Annotated in this window: 17 protein-coding genes and 1 pseudogene; 7 read left to right on the top strand and 11 right to left on the bottom strand. The window is 67.9% G+C overall.

Translation table 11 applies throughout. From position 1 onward, the window contains the following. Positions 1-128 precede the first annotated feature (128 nt). From ACSQ19_RS15920 to ACSQ19_RS15905, 4 genes are read left to right on the top strand one after another with little or no spacing between them, the layout of a single operon-like run. Positions 129-806 carry a DUF3348 family protein gene (locus ACSQ19_RS15920; protein WP_436001003.1) on the top strand — a complete coding sequence of 226 codons (678 nt, stop codon included), beginning with the start codon at positions 129-131 and terminating at the stop codon, positions 804-806. Beyond that, positions 803-2,890: a DUF802 domain-containing protein gene (locus tag ACSQ19_RS15915; protein WP_435998314.1), complete on the top strand. Its 2,088-nt coding sequence runs from the start codon at positions 803-805 to the stop codon at positions 2,888-2,890. The genes ACSQ19_RS15920 and ACSQ19_RS15915 overlap by 4 nt, the downstream gene beginning before the upstream one ends. After that, on the top strand, positions 2,887-3,537 hold the full coding sequence (locus ACSQ19_RS15910; protein WP_296280707.1) for an OmpA family protein: 651 nt from the start codon (positions 2,887-2,889) through the stop codon (positions 3,535-3,537). Before ACSQ19_RS15915 ends, ACSQ19_RS15910 begins: the two co-directional genes overlap by 4 nt. After that, entirely contained in the window at positions 3,527-4,150 is a 624-nt protein-coding gene (locus ACSQ19_RS15905) for a DUF2894 domain-containing protein (RefSeq protein WP_435998312.1), read from the top strand. Before ACSQ19_RS15910 ends, ACSQ19_RS15905 begins: the two co-directional genes overlap by 11 nt. 92 nt (positions 4,151-4,242) lie before the next feature. Here ACSQ19_RS15905 and ACSQ19_RS15900 read toward each other — a convergent pair whose 3' ends face one another. Further along, on the bottom strand, positions 4,243-5,526 hold the full coding sequence (locus tag ACSQ19_RS15900) for an exo-beta-N-acetylmuramidase NamZ family protein (protein ID WP_435998310.1): 1,284 nt from the start codon (positions 5,524-5,526) through the stop codon (positions 4,243-4,245). A gap of 141 nt (positions 5,527-5,667) precedes the next feature. Here ACSQ19_RS15900 and ACSQ19_RS15895 point away from each other — a divergent pair, with 141 nt between their 5' ends. Then, entirely contained in the window at positions 5,668-7,710 is a 2,043-nt protein-coding gene (locus ACSQ19_RS15895) for a hypothetical protein (protein ID WP_435998308.1), read from the top strand. A gap of 156 nt (positions 7,711-7,866) precedes the next feature. Next, complete coding sequence (locus ACSQ19_RS15890; RefSeq protein ID WP_435998306.1) at positions 7,867-9,609, top strand: hypothetical protein; 1,743 nt, start codon at positions 7,867-7,869, stop codon at positions 9,607-9,609. Between the two features lie 45 nt (positions 9,610-9,654). Here the strand turns inward: ACSQ19_RS15890 and ACSQ19_RS15885 are convergent, their stop codons facing one another. Then, positions 9,655-12,018 carry a Tex family protein gene (locus ACSQ19_RS15885; RefSeq protein WP_435998304.1) on the bottom strand — a complete coding sequence of 788 codons (2,364 nt, stop codon included), beginning with the start codon at positions 12,016-12,018 and terminating at the stop codon, positions 9,655-9,657. 153 nt (positions 12,019-12,171) lie between these two features. Between ACSQ19_RS15885 and pip the strand changes: the two are divergent. Beyond that, positions 12,172-13,116, top strand: a pseudogene (gene pip, locus ACSQ19_RS15880) (prolyl aminopeptidase). A gap of 55 nt (positions 13,117-13,171) precedes the next feature. Here the strand turns inward: pip and ACSQ19_RS15875 are convergent. The 9 genes from ACSQ19_RS15875 to ACSQ19_RS15835 all read right to left on the bottom strand — a co-directional run bounded on the left by ACSQ19_RS15875 (position 13,172) and on the right by ACSQ19_RS15835 (position 21,480). Further along, positions 13,172-13,846, bottom strand: coding sequence for an OmpA family protein (locus ACSQ19_RS15875; RefSeq protein WP_435998302.1), 675 nt, complete (start codon positions 13,844-13,846; stop codon positions 13,172-13,174). A 104-nt stretch (positions 13,847-13,950) separates the two neighbouring features. Beyond that, positions 13,951-15,411: a WS/DGAT/MGAT family O-acyltransferase gene (locus ACSQ19_RS15870; protein WP_435998300.1), complete on the bottom strand. Its 1,461-nt coding sequence runs from the start codon at positions 15,409-15,411 to the stop codon at positions 13,951-13,953. Between the two features lie 59 nt (positions 15,412-15,470). After that, a complete protein-coding gene (locus ACSQ19_RS15865) occupies positions 15,471-16,889 on the bottom strand; it encodes a cryptochrome/photolyase family protein (RefSeq protein ID WP_435998298.1) in 1,419 nt (472 codons plus the stop codon). A gap of 31 nt (positions 16,890-16,920) precedes the next feature. Further along, positions 16,921-18,117, bottom strand: coding sequence for an alanine racemase (gene alr / locus ACSQ19_RS15860; protein WP_435998296.1), 1,197 nt, complete (start codon positions 18,115-18,117; stop codon positions 16,921-16,923). Positions 18,118-18,159: 42 nt separating this feature from the next. Beyond that, positions 18,160-19,560 (bottom strand): replicative DNA helicase, encoded by a 1,401-nt coding sequence (locus ACSQ19_RS15855; RefSeq protein ID WP_296280738.1) that lies wholly within the window; start codon positions 19,558-19,560, stop codon positions 18,160-18,162. 199 nt (positions 19,561-19,759) lie between these two features. Continuing rightward, positions 19,760-20,209 carry a 50S ribosomal protein L9 gene (gene rplI, locus ACSQ19_RS15850; RefSeq protein ID WP_435998294.1) on the bottom strand — a complete coding sequence of 150 codons (450 nt, stop codon included), beginning with the start codon at positions 20,207-20,209 and terminating at the stop codon, positions 19,760-19,762. 97 nt (positions 20,210-20,306) lie between these two features. Further along, entirely contained in the window at positions 20,307-20,537 is a 231-nt protein-coding gene (gene rpsR / locus ACSQ19_RS15845) for a 30S ribosomal protein S18 (RefSeq protein WP_056880329.1), read from the bottom strand. 11 nt (positions 20,538-20,548) lie between these two features. Then, positions 20,549-20,971 (bottom strand): 30S ribosomal protein S6, encoded by a 423-nt coding sequence (gene rpsF / locus ACSQ19_RS15840; RefSeq protein ID WP_296280725.1) that lies wholly within the window; start codon positions 20,969-20,971, stop codon positions 20,549-20,551. Between the two features lie 170 nt (positions 20,972-21,141). After that, positions 21,142-21,480 (bottom strand): HesB/IscA family protein, encoded by a 339-nt coding sequence (locus ACSQ19_RS15835; RefSeq protein ID WP_296280726.1) that lies wholly within the window; start codon positions 21,478-21,480, stop codon positions 21,142-21,144. Positions 21,481-21,515: the final 35 nt, after the last annotated feature.

Here is a 21,515-nt window from a genome sequence, read left to right as displayed (position 1 = left end):
CCCACCATTTGAAGAGAAGCCGGAACCGCAAGGTTCCGGCTTTTTCTTTGTCCATGGCAGGCCTCGCCTCAGATTGGGCGCCTTACCGGCCAGCGGGCTTGGCGCATCCTGTAAAATCGTCGTCTTTTTTGAGTGTCTTCGTGGCTTCACCGCAGCAACGGAGGGCCGTTTCGGCCCCCGCCTTCGTCCGACGACTCGCCCGGCTGGGCGATCTCGACCCGACCTCGCCTGCGCCCTCCCTGTCGGAGAGGCTGGGCCAATGGCTCGACTGGAACCGTGCCATCGCGCTGTCCCGCGCGCTGGATGGAACGCCGGTCACCGAAGACCGCGCGGTCCGGTTCGACGACGAGGCGACCGCCTGCGCGCGCGCACGGGCGACCCTGCAGGGCGCCATCATGCGCACTGACCGACTCGACGCATGGCCGGGGGAGGATGTCGCGCCTTTCCGTCGCCATTGCCTGGACCTCCAGCGCGCGATGCAGGCGACGACCGGCCAGTTGCGCGGGAGATTGCGTGATGCACTGGCGGCGGGCACGGCGACACAGGCGCGGCTGGCCGAGGTCGATGCCGTCATGGAGACGACGCTAAGTCCCCGGGAGCAGGCACTGCTGGCGGCGACCCCGGCCCTGCTCTGCCAGCATTTCGATCGACTGAGGGGCGCCGCCCCCTCGACGGATGCCGCCTGGCTCGCCACCTTCCGCCGCGACCTGCAGGACATTCTCCTCGCCGAGCTGGATGTCCGCTTCCATCCCATCGACGCGCTGCTCGCCGCGCTTCGTTCTTCGCACGCTTCCGGAACACCATGAACCGACATCTGTTTCCCGCCGCCCTGTTCCTGCTGGGTCTTGCCATCGTCGCCTGGATCGGGATCGGGTATATCGGCACGCACGCACTCGGCGTGGTGGTCACCCTGGTGATCGGCCTGTGCTATGCCGCGGGCGCGCTGGAACTGCACCGCTACCGCCAGGCGACGGACACGTTGCGGCGCGCGGTGGCGGATACGTCCACCGCCGGCAATGGCCTGTCGACCTGGCTGGCGTCGTTACCGGCGAGCCTGCGCCCCTCGGTGCGCCAGCGCATCGAGGGCGAGCGCACCGCGTTGCCCGCTCCGGCACTGACACCCTATCTGGTGGGGCTGCTGGTGCTGCTGGGCATGCTGGGCACGCTGCTGGGCATGATGGCAACGCTGCGCGGTACCGGTCTGGCGCTGGAAAGCGCGACCGACATCGATGCGATCCGCGGTTCGCTGGCCGCACCGGTCAAGGGACTGGGTTTCGCGTTCGGTACGTCCATCGCCGGCGTGGCCACGTCTGCCGTGCTCGGGCTGCTGGCCGCCCTGTGCCGGCGCGAGCGGCTGCAGGCCGTGCACCTGCTGGATGCCGAGATCGCGACGTCGCTGCATGTCCACTCGCAGTCGTTCAAGCGCGAAGAATCCTTCCGCCTGCTGCAACAGCAGGCTGCGCTGATGCCGGACCTGGTCGAACGCCTGCAGGCGATGGTCGCGTCGATCGAAACGCAGAACGCCGCCGCCGGCGAGCGGCTGATGGCCAGCCAGAGCGATTTCCATCACCGCACCGAAGCCGCGCAGGCGCAGTTGGCCAGCACGCTGGAAGGCGTGCTGAAGAACGGCGTCGACGCGAGCGCACGCGCCGTCGTGGCCGCGCTGCAACCGAGTACCGAGGCCACCCTGGCGGGTCTGGCGCGCGAGAGCAGCGCGATGCAGGCGACCGTCACGCAGGCGGTGCAGCGCCAACTTGACGGCTTGAACGCGGGCTTCGATGCCGCCAACGCCGCCGCGGCGGCGACCTGGACCACCGCCATCGCGCAGCAGCAGCGATCCAATGCGGCGCTCACCGACGAGATGCGGGCGCTGACCGAGCGACTGTCGGGCACGTTCGAAGCGCGCTCGTCCGCCTTGATCGAAGGTGTTGCGGCGCAGTTCCAGCAGAACGCCGCGACCCTGTCGGACCGCTGGGACCAGGCACTGGCGCGACAGGACGCCGCCAGCGCCGGTATCGCCGCACGCCACGAGCAGGCCTTGGCTACCCACGTCGCAGACGTACAGCGCCATGCGAGCCAGTTGCTGGACGCCATCGGCCACTCCCACGTCGCCGTACAGCAAGCGCTGGCGTCGCAGGACGAGGCGCGTCTGGCCATCTGGGCGGAAAGGCTGGCCGCCACCGGCGCCTCGCTGCAGGCGCAATGGGAACAGGCCGGCGCGCAGACCGTCCGCCTGCAGCAGGACATCGGCGATGCACTGGCACGCACGTCGCACGAGATCACCGCCCAGGCCCAGGCGCATGCCACGCAGACCATCGCCGAGATCTCACAGCTGGTGCAGGCGGCTTCGGAAGCCCCGCGCGCCGCCGCCGACGTCATCGCCGAGCTTCGCCAGACGCTGTCCGACAGCATGGTGCGCGACACCGCCATGCTGCAGGAACGCAACCAGCTGATGGAAACGCTGCAGACGCTGCTCGATGCGGTGAACCACGCCTCCACCGAGCAGCGCGGCGCCATCGATGCCCTGGTCGCCACTTCGGCCGACCTCCTCGATCGCGTCGGCACCCGCTTCACCGATCGTGTCGAAGCCGAAGCGGACAAACTCGGCGGCATCGCCGCCCAGATTGCCGCGGGCGCCACCGAAGTGGCCAGCCTGGGCGACGCGCTCGGCACCGCCGTGCAGCGGTTCGGCCAGTCCAACGAAGCGTTGCTGGATCGCCTGCAGGGCATCGAAGGCGCGCTCGACCGGTCGCTGGCGCGCAGCGACGACCAACTGGCCTATTACGTGGCGCAGGCGCGCGAAGTCATCGATCTCAGCCTGGCCGCACAGCGGCAGATCACTCTCGACCTGCAGCAGTTGGGCGGCGCACAGCCGGCGGAAGCCGCGTGAGCGTCGAAACCGGAGACGACGCCGACCTCGGCGCGCCCGTCTGGGCGAGCTTCGGCGACCTGATGTCGGTGCTGCTGGGCGCCTTCGTACTCGTGCTGGTCGGCGTGATCGCCGTGCAGGCGCAGTTGTCGCAACGGCTGGACGAGGAAGTGCGCCGGCGCGAGCTGGAGGCCCAGCAGCGCAAGGCGCTGGAAGAGGCACTTGCGGAACCGCTGGCCGAGGGGCGCGTCACGCTGGTAGACGGCCGCATCGGTATCCGCGGCAACGTGCTCTTCGCCCTGAACTCGGACCAGTTGCAGCCGGAGGGGCGCGAACTGCTGAAGGGGCTTGCGGCACCGCTTGCGGGCTACCTGCGTACGCGCGACGAAATCCTGATGGTCAGCGGGTTCACCGACGATCGCCAGGTCAGCGGCAACAACCGCCAGTTCGCCGACAACTGGGAACTGTCGGCACAGCGGTCGCTGACGGTCACCCGCACGCTGATCGCCGAGGGCGTGCCCTCTGGATCGGTATTCGCCGCCGCCTTCGGTGCGGAACAACCGGTGAGCGCCAACGACAGCGACGAAGGCCGCGCGCGCAACCGCCGCGTGGAGATCGCCCCGATCCCCCGCCCCCCCAAGCGCGACGTCGCCCCGCATGGACGGTGACGCGCTCTCCGCGCCGGCCCGGTTGCAGGCGTGGCGCATGCGCGGCGCCGAACGCATGGACCCCATGCGTTTCGCCTTCATCGATGCGCTCGCCTCGCGTGCCCGTGCGCACGAAGGCGAAGCCCGCCGCCTGCTCGATGCACGGCTGTCGGATCTGATCGCGTCCTACGCCGACGACCTCGATGCCTGGTCGCCGCGCGCGGCCACCGCACGCATGCGGGATGATGGCGCGCGTGCACTGCGGACGCTCGCGGCTGCCCTGCAACAGCGCACGCCGATCGCCTGCGCCGACGCGCCTTCACCGGGCCAGGCGCCCCCCGTACTCGACGAAGCCCGCCGCCTGTGGACACGCGTGCGCACGGACAGCCAGCTGCGCGCCACGCTCGACGACCTGCCTGCCGATGCCGGCCCGCTCAACTCGGCCACCCTTGTCCACCGCGCCCTGCATCTGATGCGCGACGTTTCTCCGGACTACGTGCAGCACTTCATCGCTTATGCCGACACCCTGTCGTCGTTGGAGCAGATGCAGCACGCACTCGCCGCGCTGACGCCTGGCGTTGCCGAAGGCGCCAAGCCCGCCGGCCGCAGTCGAACCCGGAAGCGCCGCGCCTGAGGGTGTCATCCGGTGTGAAGCGCGACGAACGACCGGCGTCGCGCCATCGCCCCTGACGTCGCGCGCACGGCATGTCCAGGCTGAGAATGCGGCTACTGCGCGGCCTCTGCATACAGCAGATACCGCTGCCGCAGCCTCTCGAACTGCCGGAGCTCCGGCGTCCAGCGGGCCTCGATCGCTTCGATGGCATCGCCGCGCAGGATCGCCTCGCGCAGCCACGGCACGCCGGACAGCCGGTCGAAGAATGGCGGGTCGCCGGACAAGAAGGCGAAATCCTTCGGATGCTGCTCGTGCAACGCCTTCAGCACCGCAATGCCCGTGCGCACGGGGCGGAAGGCAGCGCGGTCGGTGATGTGCACCTGTACCCCGCCGCATGCCAGGCCCGCATGCTTCGAGAACGAGGGCGTGAACCAGGCGGCACGGAAACGCGCACCCGGCAGTCGCAGGGCGTTGAGGCGGTCGGCGAGCGCGCGTGCATCCACCCACGGCGCACCCAGCATTTCGAACGGACGCGTGGTGCCCCGCCCTTCCGACACGTTGGTGCCTTCCAGCAGGCCCAGGCCGGGATAGACGAGCGCCGTGTCCGGCGTCGGCATGTTCGGCGACGGCGGTACCCAGGGCAGCGCCTCGCGCAGCGGCTCCTCGCCGCGCCGCCACCCCTCCATCGCCACGACATGCAGGTCCGCGCCGATACCGAATTCGGTGTTGAACAGCAGGGCCAGTTCGCCCAGCGTCATGCCGTGGCGCAGCGGAATCGGGAACAGGCCGACGAACGAGGCCAGCGAGGGATCCAGGACCGGCCCCTCCACCCGCAGGCCTCCAAGGGGGTCGGGACGGTCGGCCACGACGACCGGGATGCCGCCGCGCTTCGCCGCCCGCATCACCCCCGCCAGCGTGTAGGGATAGGTATAGAAGCGCGTGCCCACGTCCTGGATGTCGAACACGATCACGTCGATGCCGGCCAGCATCGCCGCCGTCGGCTCACGGTGTTCGCCATACAGGCTGTGCACCGGCAGGCCGGTACCGGGGTCGCGCGACGAGGCGACCTTGTCGCCCGCCTGTACATCGCCACGCACGCCATGCTCGGGGCCGAACAGGGCGACCAGTGCGACGTCGGGATGGGCGGCAAGACGATCGATGTCGCTGCGCAAGTGGCGGTCCACGCCGGTGGCGTTGGTCACCAGGGCCACCCGCTTGCCGCGCAACAGGTCCAGCCGCTGTTCCAGCAGCACGTCGATGCCGAGCCGAGGAAGCGCATCGTCGCCGGCCAGCGCGACCGCACCGGGCGCCGCGCAGGCCAGGCACAGCAGCGCCCGCACGGCGAAGGTGCGGGACGCGCGCAGTGCAGCGTGCAGCGGACGACGGAACCGGGCCATAGTGTCATCACCGTTTGCTATCGTTGTCACGACGATAGCAGCCTACGTCGGGCGCCGCGCGAAAGTCGCCGGTACCGACGCCGTCTTCCGTTGTCAGTGAGGGATCCGATGTCCCGTACGGCGAAATGCATCATGCGCAGCATGTCTTTCCTTGTCATGGCCGGCGTGCTGGCCCCCGCAGCATCGCAGTCCGCACCGAACAGGCTCGGCGTGGCGCCCTCGGCGCAGTCGCAGGATTTCGTGGCGAACAAGCAGCAGTTCCAGCTGCATAGCCTGCTCACCGAACAGCGGCATCCGCGCAGCGTCGACCTGAGCACGCGCATCGCCGCCGACACCGCGGATGGCCTCGCCTCGCTGCTGGCGGTGGACGAAGACATCGCGCTTGCGCTGCAGGGAGTGGCCGACGAGCCTGCCCGGCTGGCGACCCTGGAAGCCGCATCGCGCGAGATCACCCGCGCGCTGCGGGAAGGCCATCGCTTGTACTTCTACGGTACCGGTTCGACGGGACGCCTGGCCGAAACCATCGAGAGCGGCCTCTGGCGCCCGTTCTGGCAACGCACAGCCCGCTCGCCCGTCATGGCGAAGATCGAGGCCCGCTATCGGGGCCTGGGCGAGCGCGTGCGCGGCGAGATCACCGGTGGCGACCGCGCCCTGATCGCATCGCTGGAAGGCTTCGAGGACATCCCGGAGATCGGCCGCCTGCAGTTGCAGGACAACGACATCCGGCCCGGCGACCTGGTCTTCGCCGTCACCGAAGGGGGCGAAACCTCCGCCGTGATCGGCACCGCGCTGGCGGCCGCCGACCAGGCCGGCGCCGACGCACGACGCACCTGGTTCGTCTACAACAATCCCGATGCGGTACTGCGGCCGTTCGAACGCAGCCGCCGCGTGCTGGACGATCCGCGGATCACCAAGATCCCGTTGCCGACCGGACCCCAGGCGATCACCGGGTCCACGCGCATGCAGGCCACCACCACCAGCCTGTATGTGCTGGGCGTGGTACTCGAAGATGCGACGCGTGCGTTGCTGCGCGACGTACTTTCGCCCGGCGAACTCGCCTCGCTCGGCTTCAACGATGCCGGCATCGGCGAGCGCCTGCGCGGCTTCGCCACGCTGCAGCAGACCGCCGCGGCCGCCGCGCCGAAACTCGCCGCCTGGACCGACCGCGAAGCCCAGAGCTATGCGAACGGCCGACGTGCGACCTACCTGGCCACGCGCGCACTCATGCCGGTGTTCGTCGATGTGACCGAACGGGCGCCGACCTTCCGGCTCGGCCCGCTCGATCCGGTGAACGCGACCGAGCGCCGCTCCTGGATCCAGGTATGGACGCCCGCGACCGATGGCGCACAGGCGTGGCAGGCGTTGCTGCACCGGCCATTCCACGGCCTCGACAAGGCGCTGTACCTTCCGCCGTTCGAGCACGGCATACACGATCCGTATCTGCGGGAAGCCGCGTTGCGGGGGCTGGCCAACGCGGGAGACGAGCAGCAGGCGCTCTACGATCTGTCGTATTCACCGGCCAACATGCAGCGCAATGCACCGGCGGCGGGCGATTCCGGTGCGCTGATCCTGCTGGGCGACGAACCGCACGCGCAGGCGAACAGCCGATGGCTCGACGCCGCCGCAGCGGCCGGCGCCGAGCTGGTGCTGGTGTCCGTGTCGGCGCGGCCGCTCGCACCGGACGTGCTGCGCGATCTTGACGCCCTGCCCGGTGACGTTCCGGTGATCGCAGTGACGGTGCCGCAGCGCGATGCGTTCGAGCTCAACCAGACCATCGCGCTGAAGATGCTGCTCAATGCGCACTCCACCGGCGTGATGGCCAAGCGCGGACGCGTGGTCGGCAACACGATGACCAGCGTGCAGCCCGGCAATCTGAAGCTGATCGGCCGCGCAACGTGGCTGATCCTGTCGCACGTCAACGCAGTGCTTGAGACTCCCGCGTGGCGCGCCGCGCATGGCATCACGGCACCCCTGACCTATGCGGAAGCCAATGCCGTGCTGTTCGATGCCATCGAGCAGCGCCGCAACGTAGCGGGCGCTGGGGGACTGCCGGAAGTTGAACTGTCGGTCGTGGCGACTCTCGAGGCGCTGAAGCGCGGTGCACCGGTCGACTGGACAGACGCAGCGACGCGACTGCGCGCGGACGGCCTGAACCGCTACCTTGCGGGCTACGCAGCGCCATGACGTCGAACGTGCGCATCGCATCGCCGATGAGGTAGGAAAACCCTGATTTTTCATGAACACGGGGCGTAACGCCCCCGCGTGTGTCCGTCGCACCCATGACGCGGCGTTGTTCCTGGTGCAGGAGGGATCCTCAGCCAACCAGCCAAGGACAGCACCATGCCCATCATCGATACACCACTCACGATAGAAAACCTGCGTCACCTGGAACTGCGCGAACGCTTCCGCGACGACTGGCGCATCAACCCCGAGATCTACTGGCCGTTCCTCCGTCCCTGCACCGTCAAGCTGCTGCTGGTCGCCGATGGCGGCCTGGACTTCTCCGAAGGCGATTTCGGCCTGTCCACCTTCGTGCGCTCGCTGCTTGCCATGCCGGGACGCCATGCACGCTTCGAGATCACGCTGGCGCATATCAACAGCGTGGCCGGCAGCCAGCTGATGTCCGCCGAAACACGCATCGCCCAGCGCATCCCGTCCTTCAAGTTCGACAATGCCGCGCATTTCGGCACCGCCATGTACGACGCGGTCTTCCTGTTCGGCATCAGCACCGGCTACGGCGGCACCCGTGGCGCCGGGTATCCGTCGGATCGATTGTCCGACAACGAGCTGCGCGCGTTGACGCAGTTCATGAATGCCGGCGGGGGCGTGTTCGCCACCGGCGACCACGGCGCGCTGGGCAAGGCGCTGTGCCATGCGATCCCGCGCGCCCGCGGCATGCGCCGCTGGGAATCCACGAGCGGCGGCGAAGACGAAGTCAGCATGGCCGGGCCTCGTCGCAACGACACCAACCGGCCGCCGGGCGTGTCTTCCTTCGAAGACCAGTCCGACGATGTGCCACAGACCATCCAGCCGCGCATGTACTCGCGGCGCAACGGGCTGTTCCGCTACACCTACCCGCACCCGCTGCTGTGCGGCCCGCGCGGCGTGATCCGCGTGATGCCCGATCATCCCCACGAAGGCGAATGCCTCGAGCCGACGTCGACGGGCGCGAACCTCAACTTCGGTGGTGCACTGGGCGCGGAGTATCCCGCCGCCACCGACGGCGGCCCGCGCCCCCTGCCCGAGCTTGTCTCCTGGAACAGCGTGCTCGGCGGCACGCGTTCCGGCGGAAAGCAGCCGACCCAGTCGCAGACCTTCGGCGGCATCTGCGCCTACGACGGCCACCGCGCCGGCATCGGCCGCGTGGTCACCGATGCGACCTGGCACCACTTCGTCAACGTCAACCTGATCGGCCTGTTCAACGACAGCGGCCTGACGCCCGGGAATGTGTGGCGCAACGGCTTCCTGTCGTCGGCCAGCGGGCAGGCGCATTTCGAGGAGATCAAGTCCTACTACCGCAACCTCGCGGTGTGGTTGTCGCGGCCCGAGCGCATCCGCTGCATGAACTCGCGCCTGTACTGGACGCTGCTGTGGGACGAACGCGTGATGGAAGCGGTACTGACCACGACCGACATTCCGCTGGCCAAGCTCGACCTGGGCGCAATCCGCCTGATCGGCCAGCATGCGCGCGACGTGCTTGGTCGCTTCGCTGGCCGTTGCCAGGGCGTCCGGCTTGCGCTCGACCTGCTGTACGAACGCCTGCCGCCGCTGATCCCCGAGATCGATCCGTGGTGGCCCGAACCGGATCCGCTGCGGGAGAAGTTCGATGGCGTGGAATGGCTGGATGGCACGCAGTTGTTCGACATCGCCATCGGCAGCGCGCTGGTGGCCCTGCGCGAAGCCTTCCCGGAGCCCGACGAGAAGACGGTGCGCAAGCTGGAAGGCGATCAGATCGAGAAGGTGCTTCGGGAAGGTGCGCATGCCGGCCTGCAGCGCGCGATGGAGTCCATGGTCGCGTCGGCGGAGCTGCTGGCCTCGGTGTCGAAGATCACCGCGGCGCAGAAGCCGCGCAAGAAGCGCTGAGCGGGAACGCGGGACATCGGCCGATGCCGGTGTCCCGCGGTTGGATCAGGACTTGTCGCGGGCGCGGGCGAACGCCGCGGCCAGCGCGTTGTCCGCCGGTGCAGCGGTGGTTTTCGCGGGTGCCGGCCCACGCCGCGGGTCGCGCGGATTGCCTCGGTCCGGTCCGCGTGGCGGACGCGGGTCACTGTTGCGGGCCTCGCGCGGCGCCTGCGGCGCGGGCGCGTCGTCCAGGCGGCGGGTCAGCGCGATGCGCTTGCGGGCCACATCGACCTCCAGCACCTTGACCTTGACGATATCGCCCGCCTTCACCACCTCGCGCGGGTCCTTCACGTAGCGGTCGGCAAGCGCCGAGATATGGATCAGGCCGTCCTGGTGCACGCCGATGTCGACGAACGCACCGAACGCAGCCACGTTGCTGACCACGCCTTCCAGGATCATGCCCTCGCGCAGGTCCTTGATGTCCTCCACGCCGTCCGCGAAGCGCGCTGCCTTGAATTCGGGACGCGGATCGCGACCGGGCTTCTCCAGCTCCTTCAGGATGTCGCGAATGGTCGGTACGCCGAATTTCTCGTCGGTGTACTGGTCGGGCTTCACTCCGCGCAGGAAGACGATGTCGCCCACGATCTGCTTCACCTGCCGGCCGCTGCCGGCCAGGATGCGCTCCACCACCGGATAGGCTTCCGGATGCACGGACGAGGCATCCAGCGGTTCGTCGCCATCGGCGATGCGCAGGAAGCCGGCGCACTGCTCGAAGGTCTTCTCGCCCAGGCGTGGCACGCCGAGCAGCGCCTTGCGCGTGCGGAACGCACCATGCTCGTCGCGAAAGCGCACGATGTTCTCCGCCACCGTCGACGACAGCCCGGACACGCGCGTCAGCAGCGCGGCCGAGGCGGTGTTCACGTCCACGCCCACGGCGTTCACGCAGTCCTCCACCCGCGCATCGAGAGCGCGCGCCAGGCGGAACTGGTCCACGTCATGCTGGTACTGGCCCACGCCAATGGCCTTGGGCTCGATCTTCACCAGCTCCGCGAGCGGATCCTGCAGACGGCGCGCGATCGACACCGCACCGCGGATGCTGACATCGAGATCGGGGAATTCCTTCGACGCGAACTCCGATGCCGAGTACACCGACGCCCCCGCCTCGCTGACGACGATCTTGTCCATCTTCAGTTCCGGCGCCTGCTTGATCAGGTCGCCCGCGAGCTTGTCGGTTTCGCGGCTGGCGGTGCCGTTGCCGATCGCGATCAGGTCCACCTTGTGCTTGGCGCACAGCGCACGCAGCACGTGCAGCGATTGATCCCACTGGCGCTTGGGTTCGTGCGGATAGATGGTGGCGTGGTCGACCAGCTTGCCGGTGCGGTCCACCACCGCGACCTTCACGCCGGTGCGCAGGCCCGGGTCGAGGCCGAGCACGGCCTTCGGCCCCGCAGGCGCGGCCAGCAGCAGGTCCTTCAGGTTGTCGCCGAACACCGCAATGGCCTCGGCTTCGGCCTTCTCGCGCGCCTGGTTGAACAGGTCCAGCAGCAGGTGCATGTGCAGCTTGGCGCGCCACGTCAGGCGGCAGGCATCCAGCAACCACTTGTCGGCGGCGCGGCCCTGCGCCGACACGCCGGCATGCACGGCCACGCGTCCTTCGGCTTGCAGGTGGCCCGCCTCGGCCTCCATGCCGGGGTCGAGATCGAGCAACAGGATCTCTTCACGACGCGCACGGAACAGCGCGAGCAGGCGGTGCGAGGGGATCTTCGCCAGCGACTCGGCGTGGTCGAAATAGTCGCGGTACTTCGCGCCTTCGTTCTCCTTGCCTTGCGCGACCTTGGCGCGGATGACGCCGACATCGGTCATCCAATGGCGCAGTTCACCGACCAACGCGGCGTTCTCGCCCCAGCGCTCCATCAGGATGGCGCGCGCGCCGTCGAGGGCGGCCTTGGCGTCGGCCACGCCTTTCTCGGCGTCGACGTAGGCGGCAGCGGCGGTCTCCGGCACCTGGGTGGGATCGGCAAGCAGGCCGTCGGCGAGCGGCTCCAGGCCGGCTTCGCGCGCGATCTGCGCGCGCGTGCGGCGCTTGGGCTTGTATGGCAGGTAGAGATCTTCCAGGCGTGCCTTGCTGTCGGCGCCTTCGATCTCGGCGCGCAGTTCGTCGGTCAGCTTGCCCTGCTCGTCGATGCTCGCGAGCACAGCGGCGCGACGGTCTTCCAGCTCACGCAGGTAGGTCAGGCGCACTTCGAGGTTGCGCAACTGGGTGTCGTCGAGCCCCCCGGTGACTTCCTTGCGATAACGGGCGATGAAGGGCACGGTGGCACCTTCGTCGAGCAGCGCGATGGCGGCCTTGGCCTGCGCGGTCAGGGCGCCGATCTCGGCGGCGATGGTGGCGGCGATGTGCTGGGCGATCTGGGGATTGCGGTCTTGCATTGCGTCCGTACTGGAAAACCCGATGCACCGGGTGGGATCCGGATTGTGGCAACGGATGGCCGCTCGGGAAACGGGTTGACACGCGCGCCCGATGCGGGCTGACGGACGGGGCGTCGCTGGCTATGCTCGGACACCCCGCAAGGACCCCTGCCCATGCGCACGCTGTATCCCGAGATCGCGCCGTACCGCACGCACCGGCTTGCCGTCGATGCCCTGCACACGCTCCATGTGGAGGAATGCGGGAATCCGGATGGCATCCCCGTGATCTTCCTGCACGGCGGACCGGGCGCAGGCCTGTCGCCGGTGCATCGGCGCTTCTTCGATCCCACGCGCTACCGCATCGTCCTGTTCGACCAGCGCGGTACCGGCCGGTAGACGCCGTTCGGCGAGCTGCGCGACAACACCACCGCACACCTGGTCGCGGACATCGAGGCCGTGCGTGCGCTCGCGGGAATCGAGCGCTGGCTGGTATTCGGCGGCTCGTGGGGTTCGACGCTGGCGCTGGCCTACTCGCAGGCGCACCCCGCGCGTGCGACCGGGGTGATCGTGCGCGGCGTCTACCTGGGCCGCGAGGAGGAAAACCGCTGGTTCAACGAGGCCGACGGCGGGGCGCGCTGGGTGTTTCCGGAACGCTGGGCGCTCTACGAGGCGCATATCCCGGCGGGCGAGCGTGGCACGATGATCGAAGCGTACTGGCGTCGCATGGACGATCCCGACGCGGCCATCGCCATGGCCGCCGCACAGGCGTGGCTGGGCTGGGAAGACGGTGCGGCCACGCTGCTGCACGAGCCGGATGCCACGTCGGACGAAGATCCCGCCAGGGTCCTGGCCAAGGCGCGGATCGAAGCGCATTACTTCCGCCACAACGCCTTTCTCGCGCACGGACAATTGCTACGCGACATCGACCGCATCCGCCACCTGCCCGGTGTGATCGTCCAGGGCCGCTACGACATCATCTGCCCGCCGCGCAGTGCCTGGGACCTCGCACAGGCCTGGCCTGAAGCACGCCTGGAGATGGTGCTGGCCGGCCACGGCGCCACCGAGCCGGCGATCACCGATGCGCTGGTTCGCGCAACGGATGCGTTCGCGGATCGCTGAAACGAAGACGGGCCGCGCAAAGGCGGCCCGTCGGACAGGCGAGATGCAAACGTGCTTACGAACGGACCGGCAGCACGCGGACCTCGACGCGACGGTTCGCGGCACGACCTGCATCGGTATCGTTGCTGGCGATGGGATAGCGCTTGCCCATGCCGACGATCTCGAAACGCTCGCGCTGCAGGCCCTGGCCGATCAGATAGTTGCCCACCGCCGCTGCACGCTGTTCGGACAGGCGCTGGTTCACGGCCTCGGAGCCGATGCTGTCGGTATGGCCGCTGACTTCCACGATCGTCTGGTTGTACTCGCGCAGCGTGGCCGCCACGTTGTTGAGCGCAGGATAGAACTGCGACTTCAGGTCGGCCTTGCCGAAGTCGAAGGTCACGCCATCCGGCAGGTTGAGCTTGATGACGTCGCCATCGCGGCTGACATCGATGCCGGTACCGGCGGTCTGGCGGCGCAGTTCGGCTTCCTGGCGGTCCTGGTAGGCGCCGATGGAGCCGCCCGCGATGCCGCCGATGCCCGCGCCGACCAGGGCGCGCTGACGACGCTCGGTGGCATCGCCACCACTGAGCAGGCCTGCGACGGCACCGATGCCGGCGCCGATCAGTGCGCCATTGCGGGTGCGGTTGGGATCGTTCGGATCATTGGTCTGGCCGGTGTAGCTGGCGCAGCCGCCCAGCATCGTCACGGTGAGCGCCGCGAGGGCGCCGGTCTTGAGCATCGCGTTCATGGGTATCTCCTGGGTGGCATGCGGATGGAACGGGGCGCAAGCCTAACCAGCGAAATGTTTACATCACGCGATTTGCGCCCTGTTCATTCAGGTGCCGGCGGGGATCAGTCGACCAACGCCTGGGCCGCCGGGGCATCCAGCGTCTGCTCCCAGTCCCCCATCAACGACAGATAGAGCAGCTTGTCGAATTCCGGACCGAATCGGCGGATGACCGCATCGGGGTCCGGAATCAGCTTGGCATCGGCGATCAGCCCGAAATGCACCCGGCCGTTGTAGCTCAGGATCGAAATGCCCAGACCGATGGACCCCGTCTGCGGCACCCAGAACATCATGTCCCGCAGGCGAGCGCCCCCCATGTACAACGGCTGCTGCGGGCCGGGCACATTGGTCGCCACGGCCGTTGCCTTGCGCGAGAACAACTCGAGCGCCACGCCCTGAATGGCCGCCGGCGCCATGCCCAGTGCCGCAAGAAGGCCAAAGGCAACAATGGCTTGCCGTGAATTCTTGAGGTCGCGCATGCACTCGGCGACCCGCTCGAGACGGCGGATCGGGTTGTCCTCGCCCACGGGCAGGTCCAGGAACACCAGGCCGAAGTGGTTGCCCAGCTTGCGGGCGTGCTCCAGCGGACGCAGGTTCACCGGTACGGTGGCGCGCAGGGTGACGCCATCGAGCTGTTCGCCGCGCTCCAGCATGTAGCTGCGCAGGGCGCCGGCGGCGGCCGCCATCAATACGTCGTTGACCGTGCAGTCGCAGGCGCGCCCGACCGCCTTCACTTCCTCCAGGTCCAGCGGTTCCGCCCACGCGACCCGCTTGCTGACGCCAAGCTTGCCGCGCAGCAGCGTGGGTGGATCGTCAGACAGCGACAGCGCATGCAGCAGCTCGCGACCGATCTCGCCGCCCTCCTTCGCCAGCATGGTCGCCAGCGTCGGGTCCTGCATCATCTCCATGCCCTTGCCCAGCACCTTGCCGCCGATCTGCACGTAACGGTCGATGGCGCCGACGCGGCGCACGACCTCCGCGCCGTCCTTCTTCAGCCAGGCCGAACGCAGGTCCTTGCCCGTGTCGGGCTTGCGGCTGGTATCGGTGAGCGACAACAGCACCTGCACCAGCGCGATGCCATCGGCGTAGCTGTGATGGATGCGGGCCACCAGTGCGGAGCCGGTGCCGTAGCGCTCGATCAGGTGGAACTGCCAGAGCGGTTTGGTCTTGTCGAGCGGCGTCGATGCCATCTGGCTGGTGAAGCGCTCGAGGGCCTTCTTCTCCGACTTCGGATCGTGCCGACCCGGCAGGGCCGAAATGCGCACGTGCCAGTCGAGATCGAAGTCCGGGTCGGTCAGCCACGAAGCGCCTGCAGGCGTATCGACCGCCTTCTGCAGGAAGCGCGGATAGGCGAGGAAGCGCTTCTTGATTACCTGCTTCAGCCGATCCAGTGTCATCGGCTCATCGAACATAAGCACGCCGGTGATCATCATCGGATTTGTCGGCCGGCACATCCGCAACCAGGCGGTGTCCACCCGCGACATCGGCTCGCGACGCGGCTTCGCCGACGCCTTTTTCGTGGCCATGCGTGCCCTCCTCTCCCGCGCCGAGTGAAGCATGCGGCGGCGAAAGGCGTCAACGCGGCTCAGTCACCGGTCTTGCGGTATGCAGCCAGTGCGCCGTCGCGCCCGGCGGCCAGGTCCACGATGGGATGGCGCGGGTACCCGCGGCCGCGCTTGGCCAGCAACTCGGGGGTCTGCCACGGCGCGAAGCGCGCAGGTACGGGGATGTCGGCCAGTTCCGGCACCCATCGGGCGATGTAGCTTCCCTTTGGATCGAACTTCTCCGCCTGCGTCACCGGATTGAACACGCGGAAATACGGGGCGGCGTCGGCACCGGTCCCGGCCGTCCATTGCCAGCCCAGCGTGTTGTTGGCCAGGTCCGCGTCGACCAGCGTGTCCCAGAACCAGCGCGCCCCGTGCAGCCAGTGGTAGCGCAGGTGCTTGGTGAGATAGCTGGCCACGATCATGCGCACGCGGTTGTGCATGTAGCCGGTGGCCCATAGCTCCCGCAGGCCGGCATCGATGATCGGCACGCCGGTGCGGCCCCGCTGCCAGGCATCGAGGGCGCGCGCATCGACCTTCGCCCAATCAAAGTGTGCGAAGCGGGGATTGAGGTTCTGGGTGGTGGTATGCGGGAAGTGGTGCAGCAGGTGGTAAGCGAACTCGCGCCAGCCCAGCTCACGGATGTAACCGTCCATGTCCGCGCTGTTGGCGGCGGTACGCACGCGCTCCAGCTCCGCCACGATGCGCCAGGGTGCGATCTCGCCGAAGTGCAGATGGGGCGACAGGCGCGAGGTACCGACACGGTCCGGCCGGTCGCGGTCGCTGCGGTAGCCGTTGAGCGCTCCGTCGATGAAGACGTCCAGTGCGTCGCGCGCGCCGGCCTCGCCGGGCGTCCAGACGTCCCAGAAGCCCGCATCCCATCCCCGCCGCGGCGTGAGCCGCAAGGCATCCAGCGGGTCGCCGCCGGGCCCATCGTCGAAGGACGGCAACCGTGAGGGCGCATTCCACAGGGCGGGCATGCGCCACAAGGTGAGTGCCGTCCGCCAGAAGGGCGTGAATACCTTGTACGGCTGGCCCTGCTGGGTCGCGATGTCCCAGGGTTCGATCAGCAGGCTGCCGTTGAAGCTTTCGGCCTGCAGGCCCTGCTCACGCAAGGCCTTCTTTATCGCAGCGTCGCGCGGCTGCGTGGCAGGTTCGTACTTCCGGTTCCAGAACACGGCGGTTGCGCCGGATGCCGCGACGAGGTCGTGCAGCACCTGCTCGCTGGGTCCCTGCCGGATCACCAGGCGGGAACCGCGCCGACGCAGATCGCCATCGAGCGCCATCAAGGCGTGATGCAACCACGCCTGCGAGGCGGCACCCGGTGGCCATTCGCCCTCCTCGGCGGGGGCATGCACGTAAACCGGAATCGGGGTGAACCCCTCCTCCACCGCAGCCCGCAGGGCCGGGTTGTCGTCCAGGCGCAGGTCATGGCGGAACCAGACGATGGCGTTGGGCATGCAGTCGGATCGCTGGGAAGGGCAGCAGCGTCTACGCAACGGGCCCGGCAGCGGATGCAGTGTTCCCGTACTCGCGCGGAATGCGGGCATTGAGTCCGGTGAGGATTTCGTAGGGGATCGTCCCCGCCGCCTGCGCCACCGCTTCGCACGGGATGGTTTCGGCGCCTTGCCGGCCGATCAGCACCACTTCGTCTTCGTTGTAGGCGCTCCCGCCCGGGCCCAGATCGACCATGAACTGGTCCATGCAGACGCGACCGATGATCGGATGGCGCTCGCCCCGCACCAGGACCTCGCCACGCGACGACAGCGAGCGCGGATAACCGTCGCCATACCCTATCGGCACGGTGACCACGCGCGTGTCGCTCGTGGCCGTCCATGTGGCGCCGTAACTGACTGTCCGACCCGCCCTGACCACCTTGAAGTAAACGACTTTCGAGACCAGCGACAGCGCCGGTCGCAGCGCCACCGTCGGCCGCGAGGCGGGATCGGGCATCACGCCGTACAGCGCGATGCCGGGTCGCACCATGTCCAGGCAGGTCTCGGGAAAGTGCAGCACGCCGCCGGAGTTGGCGAGGTGCCGGATCGGCATCGGCGCACCGATCCTGTCGAAGTGTCCGCACGCGTGCAGGAAGCGCTGCAACTGCTCGCGCGTCATCGGCGAGGCGGGATCGTCCGCGCACGCCAGATGCGAGTAGATGCCCTTCACGGTGCACCAGGGCGACGCCACGGCGGCCTCGATGAAGCCGCCGGCGTTCTCGCTGTGCACGCCGATGCGCTCCATGCCGGTATCGATCTTCAGGTGCACTACCGCCCTGCACCCGGTTGCCTCCGCGGCCGCCTCGACCTGCCGCAGCTTGGCGATCGACGAGACCGTCACTTCCAGATCGCACGCCAGGAACTGGCTGACCTGCGGCGCATGGATTCCCCCCATCACGAGGATCGGCACAGTCACGCCTGCACGCCGCAGGACCAGGCCTTCCTCGACCAGCGCAACACCAAGTTGTCCGATGCCCTCGGACTGCAGCTGTAGTGCCACGGGCACCAGCCCGTGCCCGTAGGCGTTCGCCTTGACGATGCCCATCACCGGCGCCCCGGCATGCGCCTGCAGCGCGCGGAAATTGTGGCCGATCGCCGCCAGGTCCACGCGGATGCGCGTGGGTCGGTCGTTGGCTTCCGGGCGGAGGGCGGCCGCGGGAACCGTCACGTCGGGGAATTCAGGTCCTGGCATGCCGCGATTGTAGCGGCGCCGGGCTTAGGACCGCAGCGGCGGCTATTCGAACGCACCGATATTGTCGTGGCTCAGGTTGTCGAAACGCGTGTATTCGCCGAAGAACCGCAGCTTGCACGAACCCGTCGGACCCGAACGCTGCTTGCCGATGATGATCTCGGCCAGGCCTTTGTCCGGCGAGGTTTCCTTGTTGTAGTAATCGTCGCGGTAGATGAAGACGATCATGTCGGCGTCCTGCTCGATGGCGCCGGATTCGCGCAGGTCGGCCATTACCGGGCGCTTGTCGGTACGCGTTTCCAGCGAGCGGTTGAGCTGCGACAGCGCGATCACCGGGACGTTGAGCTCCTTCGCCAGGCCCTTCAGCGAGCGCGAGATCTCGGAAATCTCGGTGGCGCGGTTCTCGTTGTTGCCGGGTACCGACATCAGCTGCAGATAGTCGATGACGATGAGGCCGAGGTCGTGCTCGCGCTTCAGCCGGCGCGCCTTCGATCGCAACACGTCCGGCGACAGGCCCGGCGTATCGTCGATGAAGACCTTGGCCTGGTCCTTGAGGATGCGGATCGCGCTGGTCACGCGGCTCCAGTCCTCATCCTCCAACTGGCCGGTGCGCAGGCGCGTCGCGTTGATGCGCCCCACGGAGGAAATCAGGCGCATGGCGAGCTGGCCGGCCGACATTTCCATCGAGAACACCGCGACGGCCTTCTTCGACTTGATGGCGGCGTATTCGGCGATGTTCAGCGCGAACGTGGTCTTGCCCATGGCCGGGCGCGCGGCCAGGATCACCAGGTCGGTAGGCTGCAGGCCCGCCGTCATCATGTCGAATTCGGTGTAGCCGGTCGGCAGTCCGGTGACCGTGCCGCCGCTCTCCGACCGCACGCGCAGGACTTCGAACGCATCCTTCAGCGCGTCGTTCATCGCCACGAAGTCGGTGCGTCCGCGCGCGCCCTGTTCGGCGATGGCGAACACCTTCTGCTCGGCGACGGCCAGCATCTCGTCGCTTTCCTTGCCATCGGGCTGGAAGGCGTCGTTGACGATCTCGGTGCCGACCTCGATCAGCTGCCGCATCACCGCCTTGTCGCGGACGATCTCGGCATACGCGGTGATGTTGGCGGCCGACGGCGTGGTGCTGGCCAGTTCGACCAGGTAGGCGCCGCCGGCGATGAGTTCCATCTGGCCCTGCGATTCGAACCACTCGCCCAGCGTCACCGCGTCGAACGGACGGTTCCTTTCTGCCAGTTCGCCGATGGCCCGGTAAATCAGCTGATGATCGCGCCGGTAGAAATCATTCGGCGTCAGCTTGTCGTTGATGCGGTCGTAGGCTTCCGGCGCCAGCATGAGGCCACCGAGCACCGCCTGTTCCGCCTCGATGGAGTTCGGCGGCACGCGCAGTTGTTCGATGCGCGAATCGTGCGGATCCTGGCGAAAGTTGGTGCGTGCTGACATGGGCGTGGCGAACTCCTGCGGCGCATGCGGGGCGAGCGCCAGCACGGCCGGTCATGGTAGGCAGTCCATGCCCAGGGGTGTTGCAGATAAGTGTGTGGATAACCGGTGGGCATCTCAGGATCCGAGACTCCCAATCCCAAAACAGGACGGGCGCCTTTCGGCGCCCGTCTGTCGGCATCACGGATGATGCGCGGGTGGATCAGCCTTCGGCCTGCACCACGACCTTGACGGTCGTCTGCACGTCGGCGTGCAGCTTGACGACGATGTCGTACTCGCCGATGTTGCGCAGCGCGCCTTCGCCCATGATGACCTCGCTCTTCTCGAGCGGCAGGCCGGCGGCGGTGAAGGCGTCGGCGATGTCGCGCGGGCCGACCGAGCCGAACAGCTTGCCTTCGGTCGCGGCGTTGGCGGTGATCGTGACGCTGGCGCCATCCAGCTTCGCGGCGCGGGCTTCGGCGTCGTCATGGACAGCCTTGGCCTTGGCTTCGTACTCGGCGCGCTTGGCTTCGAACTCGGCGACGTTGGCGGAGGTGGCCGGCACGGCCTTGCCCTGCGGCACCAGGTAGTTGCGGCCGTAGCCCGGCTTCACGTTGACCTTGTCGCCCAGGACGCCCAGGTTGGTCACTTTCTGCAGAAGAATCAGTTCCATCGTATTGCTCCGTATTCGTTAGCAGGCTGGCCTGCAGCGATTGGCTGTCCGAATGACAGTAGGAAAGAAGAACCTCCCCGTGCGGGGAGGTCCTGGATTACACGTCGTGATTGTCCGTGTACGGGATCAGCGCCAGGAAACGGGCGCGCTTGACCGCGGCGGACAGCTGGCGCTGGTAACGGGACTTGGTGCCGGTGACGCGGCTCGGCACGATCTTGCCGTTCTCAGTCAGGTACTGGCGCAGGGTGTTGAGATCCTTGTAGTCGATCTCTTTCACGCCTTCGGCGGTGAACTTGCAGAACTTGCGACGACGGAAGAACTTGGACATGGGGGTGCTCCTCAGGCGGCTTCGGCGGTGTCGGAATCGGTCGAGGCTTCGGTACCGGCCTCGTCGTCGTCACGGCGGCGACGCTCGCCACGCTCGGGCTTGTCGCCCTTCTCGTCCTTGTTCTTCATGATCAGGGACTGCTCGGTATCCGGGCCATCGCGCTTGATGACCAGGTTGCGCAGCACCGCATCGTTGAAGCGGAAGCTCTCGACCAGCTCGTTCAGCACGGCCTGGTCGGCTTCGATGTTGAGCAGGACGTAGTGGGCCTTCACCAGGTTCTGGATCGGGTATGCCAGCTGGCGGCGGCCCCAGTCTTCCAGACGGTGGATGGTGCCGTTGCCGCCCTCGATCAGCGCCTTGTAGCGCTCGATCATGGCCGGCACCTGCTCGCTCTGGTCCGGATGGACCAGGAACACGACTTCATAGTGACGCATCGTTTTTACCTTTCGGATGTGGGTCCGGCCACGAAAACAGCCGGACGGAACAGCCCCCCGATGCCCGGATGGACACGGTGGGGCGAGGAACCGGCGGCCAGGCTGGCCTCCGGGAGCAGGAAAGTATGGCAGGTCAACGACTTAGGGGCAAGCCGTGCCGTTGCGTGCAATCAGGCGGCGTCGGCCGTGGTGGTGAAGCTCTCGCCGCAGCCGCACTCGGCCGCAGCGTTGGGGTTCCTGAAGATGAAGGTCTCCGACAGGCCCTGCTTGGCGAAGTCGATTTCGGTGCCATCGACCAGCGGCAGGCTGGTGGCATCCACGTAGATCCTCACGCCGCCGAATTCGAACACGGTATCGCCTTCGCGCTCGTCGCGGGCCAGGTCGGCCACGTGTCCCCAGCCCGAACAACCGGTGCGGGTCACGCCGAAGCGCAGGCCCAGGGCAGCCGGCGTCTGCTCGACGAAGCGCTGCACGCGCTCGAGTGCGACCGGGGTCAGGGTGATGGCCATGTGTGTCTCCTTCGCAACGCCGACGGATTATAGCC

The organism is Pseudoxanthomonas sp. LjRoot127 (assembly GCF_964253495.1).
Lineage (GTDB): Bacteria > Pseudomonadota > Gammaproteobacteria > Xanthomonadales > Xanthomonadaceae > Pseudoxanthomonas_A.
Note: the sequence above shows the minus strand (reverse complement) of the source record. Positions and strands in the feature narration are given on the sequence as shown.